General features: G+C 58.8%; 6 protein-coding genes and 3 pseudogenes. 4 read left to right on the forward strand and 5 right to left on the reverse strand.

Features of this window, described 5'->3' with window-relative positions:
- Positions 1-34 precede the first annotated feature (34 nt).
- A pseudogene (locus BMI01S_RS44345) lies at positions 35-121 on the forward strand (IS6 family transposase); the annotation flags it as partial.
- Between the two features lie 257 nt (positions 122-378).
- Here the strand turns inward: BMI01S_RS44345 and BMI01S_RS35470 are convergent.
- Positions 379-927: a GNAT family N-acetyltransferase gene (locus BMI01S_RS35470; protein WP_036047428.1), complete on the reverse strand. Its 549-nt coding sequence runs from the start codon at positions 925-927 to the stop codon at positions 379-381.
- Positions 928-1,159: 232 nt separating this feature from the next.
- Between BMI01S_RS35470 and BMI01S_RS35475 the strand changes: the two are divergent.
- Positions 1,160-1,645: pseudogene (locus BMI01S_RS35475) on the forward strand (transposase); the annotation flags it as partial.
- Positions 1,646-1,973: 328 nt separating this feature from the next.
- Here the strand turns inward: BMI01S_RS35475 and BMI01S_RS35480 are convergent.
- Complete coding sequence (locus BMI01S_RS35480) at positions 1,974-2,204, reverse strand: hypothetical protein (RefSeq protein WP_042292601.1); 231 nt, start codon at positions 2,202-2,204, stop codon at positions 1,974-1,976.
- 361 nt (positions 2,205-2,565) lie between these two features.
- Between BMI01S_RS35480 and BMI01S_RS35485 the strand changes: the two are divergent.
- Positions 2,566-2,837, forward strand: a pseudogene (locus BMI01S_RS35485) (transposase); the annotation flags it as partial.
- Between the two features lie 521 nt (positions 2,838-3,358).
- A complete protein-coding gene (locus tag BMI01S_RS35490; RefSeq protein WP_028233104.1) occupies positions 3,359-3,625 on the forward strand; it encodes an RNA-dependent RNA polymerase family protein in 267 nt (88 codons plus the stop codon).
- A gap of 8 nt (positions 3,626-3,633) precedes the next feature.
- Here the strand turns inward: BMI01S_RS35490 and BMI01S_RS35495 are convergent, their stop codons facing one another.
- The 3 genes from BMI01S_RS35495 to BMI01S_RS35505 all read right to left on the reverse strand — a co-directional run bounded on the left by BMI01S_RS35495 (position 3,634) and on the right by BMI01S_RS35505 (position 6,512).
- Positions 3,634-5,706: a recombinase family protein gene (locus tag BMI01S_RS35495; protein WP_042292607.1), complete on the reverse strand. Its 2,073-nt coding sequence runs from the start codon at positions 5,704-5,706 to the stop codon at positions 3,634-3,636.
- Positions 5,707-5,839: 133 nt separating this feature from the next.
- Positions 5,840-6,172 carry a DUF6788 family protein gene (locus BMI01S_RS35500; protein WP_028233070.1) on the reverse strand — a complete coding sequence of 111 codons (333 nt, stop codon included), beginning with the start codon at positions 6,170-6,172 and terminating at the stop codon, positions 5,840-5,842.
- A gap of 52 nt (positions 6,173-6,224) precedes the next feature.
- The gene (locus BMI01S_RS35505; RefSeq protein WP_028233071.1) at positions 6,225-6,512 is read right to left on the reverse strand and encodes a Y4bD/Y4pK family protein; all 288 of its coding nucleotides are present in this window, start codon (positions 6,510-6,512) and stop codon (positions 6,225-6,227) included.
- Positions 6,513-6,661: the final 149 nt, after the last annotated feature.

Below are 6,661 nucleotides of genomic sequence, written 5' to 3' on the forward strand. Positions count from 1 at the left end.
GGCCACCGGCAAAGCCGGTGGCTTACCTCACTGAGTTATGCACATGATCGTCAAGGGACAATTGAACGATGGCGGCGTTGGTCAAACTCCCGCACAGCAATTCTATTCGCTGGCTAGATAAGGAATCCATACCATATCGGATTTGGCCGACCTCTCGCTCTCACTGCGACAGAACCATCTCGGGACCCTGTCCGAACAAGCGGCGCCACCTCTGACTGTAATCGAGTCCGCCAGAGATCCGTTGTACGAAGCCGGGATCCTCCACTTTGCGGCCGGCTTCAGGATTTTGTGCTGATCTCTTTCGCTCCTGTCCGTTGTCGCCGCGTGGCTTGTAATACGTTTTCTCTGGAACGTCGTAGTTGAGTGCTTGCCCTATACTTATGACATGGATACATCAACCCGCTTGGCGAGTAGATAGTCCAACTGTTGCTCATGTCCAACTTGGAAGAAGTGTTCGCCGACCTTGACAAACCGGTTCTTCACATAAAACCGTTGTGCGCGTTCGTTGGACTCAGATACACCCAGCCAGATGAAGTCTCTTCCCATGGATCGCGCATGCCCTATCGACGCATCCATCAGGGCAGGTCCGACTCCAGCGCCGTGATAGTCCGCGTGCACATAGATGCGGCGAAGCTCAATCGGGCTAGCGCCGGGCACACAATTGGGCACGTCCTCGTCGCAGAGAAGCGAAAAGCCGGCAATTTGACCGGCACACTCGGCAACCAGCAGCTTATGCCTTGAAGCCGTCATGTGTTCAATAAAGTGTCCGGGCTGAAGGTTTTCTCTTGCAAACGCGGATAACGCTTCTTCTGTCGTATCGGGTGGACATGAAAGCGGAAAGGCTGCGATCGCGACTCTGCTGAGGGAATCCGCGTCTTCGAGCACCGCTGAACGGACTACGAGTGCGTCTTGTACGTTGGGCACCATGGGTTGCACCAAAGGAAGAAGTTATCAGATATTTTAAGAATGCTGGTTGAATCCTGAAACGCCGCTCATACGCGCGCGGGCGAAGCGTACCGCGCAGCTGTATGGTTTTCCGCGGCACCGGTGGCGGCACTCCGGTGGTTTCGTATCAACCACGGCAAGCTTACGTAACACCACGCGATGCTAAGATGCTTCCGATTCGGTACTGCGAGCAGCGAGGAATGGAAGCTGTGCGCACCTGCGTTCGATCGTCGCCGTAGCCCGCTTCCTCAGGGGCACGCCGGTACGAGCCGTGTGGTGCCAGATCTACAACGACAAACGGCAGGAATTGACAAAGCGACGCCTGATCCTGGCGTCCGAAGTGGATCTGGAAGCACAAACCATCGTTCAGTTCTACGCGCGCCGCTGGGGCATCGAGCCGCTGTTTCACAATCTCAAGCGTTGGTGGGGATTGAACAATCTCTGGCAGCAGACGCGCACGGTACTCGAGCTCTGGATGCAGATCCGTTCGTGCGCGTGGACGCTCACGCAATTGCTCAGCCTGGCGATTGCCGAGGACTTCCCGATGCGCGAAATCGCACCGTGGAGAATCGGTCAGCCCGTCACCGCTGGTCTGGTCGCCCAGTGGCTGCGGCGGGAATTTACCGGACTTGCCCGCAGCACTCCCCCGCAGGGGAAGTCCCGAAAATTCCAGCGGCCCGAAGCGCGTCACGCGCCTTGAGACACCACGTGATGTCGCTTCCGCGGCCCCATACCGTTGCTTCATCCCAATCTCGGTCTCGTTCGCTGCCTCGCCACCGCTACTCACCAACGGTCGGCAACGGCGTTTGGGTGTCTAAAGTTCAGTATCAAACAGTTTCGCAATATATTCGAAACCGCCATGGCCCAGCTTGTCCGCCTCCACAGCCGCATACCGACGTCGGTCCTTCTCCGACAACCGCGCGTACAGCCGCTTCATCCGCGTTTCAACCTCAGCCCGGTAACCAGCCTGCATCGTCTGTCCTCCAGAAGGACCGCATCTTACCAGCGTCGCTTTGCACCGGCCAGGGTCACTTCTGGAAGTTATTTCTCACTCGTTCCTTAGCGCATCGCCGATTCAGGTCCAAACGACAGAACGGGCTCGCGAGGATATCGCCAACGCGACTAGCAGGAAAAAGCGAGAGGAGCGCCACCTCAATTGCTTGCCAGTCGGTAAAAGACCCGCTTTCGGCGTATTCGAACGCCGTCCTCCGGATATCCTCGCGCCACACCAACGTGTCGGCATTGATGACATTCTTCATCGTCGCATTCGCTCTGGGTAACCGTTCGTGTGCCATCGTACGTAACCTCTCAGGCGTTTCCAGGGCCACCGTGCTAGGTCGACTGCTTTCCGCTCCTATCCATGGTGCGCCATGCTTAGAAAGCCTGCCGCCTGCTCGCGCACCCACATTCGCAAAGATACGCATATGTTTCGCCTTCGACGTTGATATGCGTCAATGCTGAGAACAGGCCCCCCGACGAAGTGTTTCGCTCTCGGCAAGAGCGTTCGTGCACGCGGCAATGCGCGTGCGGTATGCGTTAGGTTACGGCTCTGTGACCTTGCCCTCGAAAAACGTATCCCTTGCTGAGAGTGTGTAAAACTCAGTGAAGGAGGAAGGAACGATGGGTAACCCGAGAGCGCGGTACACGTTGGAATTCAAGATGGAAGCCGTGCGCATGGTGCGCAACGGCCAGAGCCAGTCGGCGACGGCGAAGATTCTGGGTATCAGTACGCAGTCGCTGAACAGCTGGATCAAGGCCGACGATGCGGGCAAGCTCAACGGAGCGGGCAAACAGGTTACGCCCGAACAGATGGAAATAGCCCGGCTGCGCGCTGAACTGGCCCGCGTGAAGATGGAGCGCGATATCTTGGGAAAAGCGACGGCGTACTGTGTGTCACGAACGCAGGCGTGAGCCTGCGATGCTGTACCAAAGATGGGAGACGGCCTCCCGAAGTCGGCCTGCAGGGGCAGGCTTCAAACCGCCCGGTGCTGCTGCGTTCCAAAAGGCGCGGTGGTGAGCGACCGTGGAAAAGTCGTCCGAGAAGGACGGCAGGTACGTGTCGAGTAGATGAGCGAAAGCAAACCGTTCGATGACGCATCGTTAGTGCTACAAGGAACTGTCAAAAGCGCGGCCGAGTACGCTCTGCGCGAACAGTCGGGGCGAAACCTGCTTACGGACCCGATGGCAGTCGGTGTAAAGGCGGCATGAACTCGATACAGGCTTTGGTATGGAACGTGAGAACCTTGTCCCGGATGCGAAGGAAAATGACAAATGGCTGACACCATGAGGAAGAATACCGATGCCGGGATGAGGGGCGGAGTCGCCCGTAGTAGTGCTGAAGCCTTTGTAATGAAGGTGGAGCGAAGGGGCGGCGTTATCCGGCTGACGAAGGTCGCCAACCTGCATAGCGGGGATGAGTGACATGACATCAGCAAAGCCATATTGCATTGCGAAGCGTGTGGTGTGGGAAGCGTATCAATTGGTGAGGGCCAACCGTGGTGCTGCGGGCGTGGATGATGAAACCATCGCCATGTTCGAGCAGAACCTGTCGGGGAATCTGTATAAGCTGTGGAACCGGATGTCGCCGGGGTCGTACTTCCCGCCGCCGGTCAGGCAAGTGGAGATACCCAAGGCCAAGGGTGGTACCAGAAAGTTGGGCGTGCCGACGGTGATTTCATAATGCACCTCTCACAGTTGAGTGTTGGAATTTTGCCGCTGCAGATGCCCTGAAGTGCGCACCCAATCCCGCAGTTGCCGTTCCTTGGCGGGATCGAGCGTGACCCACCATGGTCCCCGTCCATCGAGCTTGCGGGCCCTGACTACGTGGCGCTCGATCCAGTAATACACGACGTGTGGACTGATGTGCAGTCGATGAGCGAGCTGCTGTACCGTGAACTCATCCGGCCGCTTGAAGCAGGTTGCTTCAATTCCATACCGATAACGAATCCATTTGATCATTTCAAGCGTAAACGATTTGCCAGTAGAACTGCGCAATCCTTCCTGATTGAGGTGCGCCACGATTTGCCGGTCAGGCAGACGCTGGGAGAGTTCACGCACCCGCTCAACGAACGCGGCGGGGTAACGCATCGCTTCGGCCGCCGGCATGGGCAAGTTCACGGTGATATCAGTACACGCGCTGCCTTGCCAGCGGATATGCAGTACCGCTTGTCTCGTGGCGGACTGTTTATCGACCGTGATGTCCCGGATGAGCAGACGCAACATGCGCTTGCGATCCTTCGCGGATGTGCTCGGTGCCCGCCATAGACGTGGCAGATTGCGCGCCAGCGCGAGGACCTGAGCTTTCTGTTCGGGCGTGGCGACGTGTGCTTTCTGGCTCTGGAACTGGGCGGCTTCCGTCCTGATCGCCTCGAGGCGAAGCATCGCGTCATTCCAGCGCCGCTCAAGCGTACCCGCGACCAGACGGTTGGCCGGGTCGCATTCCTGGTAGCGACGTTCAGCGAGTGCGACCTCATACTCGGCGCGTTCGATTCGCATGTGCCACTGGCGCATGATGGCATGATCGCGTTGCTCGAGTTCGTTCAGGGCGGTCACGGCGAGCTCGAGTTCGGCTGGCTGCAGGGCGGTGAACACAGCCTCGCCAATTGCGTTGTCAAGTAGTTCCCTGCGCATGCTCATGCAATCGGTGGTCGCCAGACCCTCGCGGCGGCGAGCACTGCATAAGTACAATGGATAAAGGCCGCCGTTACCCTGGTAGCGAACGGTCAATGCCCGACCACAGCAGCCGCATATCAGCAGTCCCTGAAGCAGCGCCAATCCTTCACGTGCCGCACCACTGAGCACGGTACCTTCGCCGTTGGTTCGGTTGCGCGCCAGGCGTACCTGGTTGCGTTCGAATTCCTCCGGGGTGATATACGCTTCGTGATGGTCGGGAAGATGGACCCGCCAGTCAGCCTTGGGTACCGGCTGTACGCGCTTCTGGATCTCTCCTTGTGCGGTTATGCGTTGACGATACTGGTACCGTCCAAAGACATAATCGCCCGCATAGGAAGGATTCCTGATCAGGCCGAGTACGCGTTCGTGGCTCAGGCGCCCCCAGATGAGTCGGCCTGCCCAGGCACCGCCATAGGCACGCTTCGGAAAGCGCAGGCCCTCTTCGGCAAATCGCTTGACGACGGCATATGCGCTGCCGGTTTCCTGAAAGAGACGAAACACCAGCTGCACGGCGCCGCGTACCTCGTCATCGGGATCCAGGACGATGCGACCGTCATCGTCATAGCACAAGCCGACGGGCAGTGGGAAGCGCAACTCACCCTTCTTTGCCTTGTTGAGTTTGCCGCCCTGGAGGCGCCCGCGCAAGAAATGTAGCTCCGCCTGTGCCATCGTACCTTTGAGACCCAGTATCAGGCCGTCGTTGAAGTCGCCCGCGTCGTAGCAACCATCGGCGTCGATCACGAGCGTATGTGTGAGTGCACACAACTCGAGCAGACGATGCCAGTCCAGGTTCGAGCGTGCCAGGCGCGACACTTCCAGCGCAAACACTGCACCCACATGCCCCATCGAGACATCCGCTACCAGCGTCTTGAAGTCCTCGCGGCCCGTCATCTGCGCCCCTGACTGACCGAGGTCGCGGTCCAGGATCCGGATCGCCGTCTCCGGCCAACCCAGTGCCAGCGCTTTGTCGCGCAACGCGTATTGACGCTCGGTGCTCTCCTGATTGTGCCGTACTTGGGCCAGCGTACTCTGGCGGATATAAATGTACGCCGGTTTGCTCTGATGTTGCGGGGTGATCTTGGTGTTCATCGAAGGCCTCCTCGGTCAGCTCCAGCGCGGGCGCGGCGGTGAGCCAGGCCTCGAGCATGTTGGCGATGAGTACGCCGGCCGATTGCGGATCGATGAAGTGGGTGAGCGACAGCGACTGGCTCACCGGCGCCCCTCAGAGCGCCTCGCGGCGGCGCAATAGTTCGCGGTTGATCTCGCAGATCTCCTCGATGATCTCGCGGACGCGGTGATAGTTCGCCAGGTGTTCGGTGACGTCGGCGTAGTCGGCTTGCGGCACGTAGTCCATTTGCGGCCGGCGGCCGGGAAAGCTCACGGACAGGTAGTACTTGGGACCGTGACCGGGACCCTCGGCGCACTTGCAGCCGGGTTTGCCGCAGCGCTTGTAGCGCTCGATGAGCGAGCCGCGCAGAAGCGTCTCCAATGCCGGCATTTGCTCGAGCAATTGCGCGCGGCGTCTGCGCAAATAGGATGACGAAATATCTTCCATTGGCGGACCACGTGTAAAACTGGTCTGATAATAGGTCAAGGAATCGCATTGATCAAGCTCCTTTGGTTGATGACTTCTTGGGCGGCGAAGCGGCAAGCTGGTCGATCAACGCGATCAGCTCCAGCAACATGTGCAGATCGAAATAACACACGGGGCCGATGGTGTCGTCGTGGACGGACGGTGTGCCCCAGTCGGTCCATTCGCGCGCAATGCTGAAGCTGCCACGCTCTGCATCACGCAGAAGCAGCGTGTCGGTACCCGAGACGCGGCGGGTCTTCAGGACAGGAAAGCGTTGGCCCTTGAGCGGATGAAAAGGATGGCGGATCTCAGCCCAACCCAAATGCTCGCTGAGCTCCTGTGCAGTTCGCGTTGACCGTCCCGACGGTGTCGGACAGAATCGCGCAGATGGTAGTCAAACGATATCTGGAGCGTATTGTGGACCCGGTGTTTCATGAGGACTCTTACGGATATCGTCCTGGCCGGTCGGCA

The organism is Paraburkholderia mimosarum LMG 23256 = NBRC 106338 (genome assembly GCF_000739815.1).
GTDB classification, from domain to species: Bacteria; Pseudomonadota; Gammaproteobacteria; order Burkholderiales; family Burkholderiaceae; genus Paraburkholderia; species Paraburkholderia mimosarum.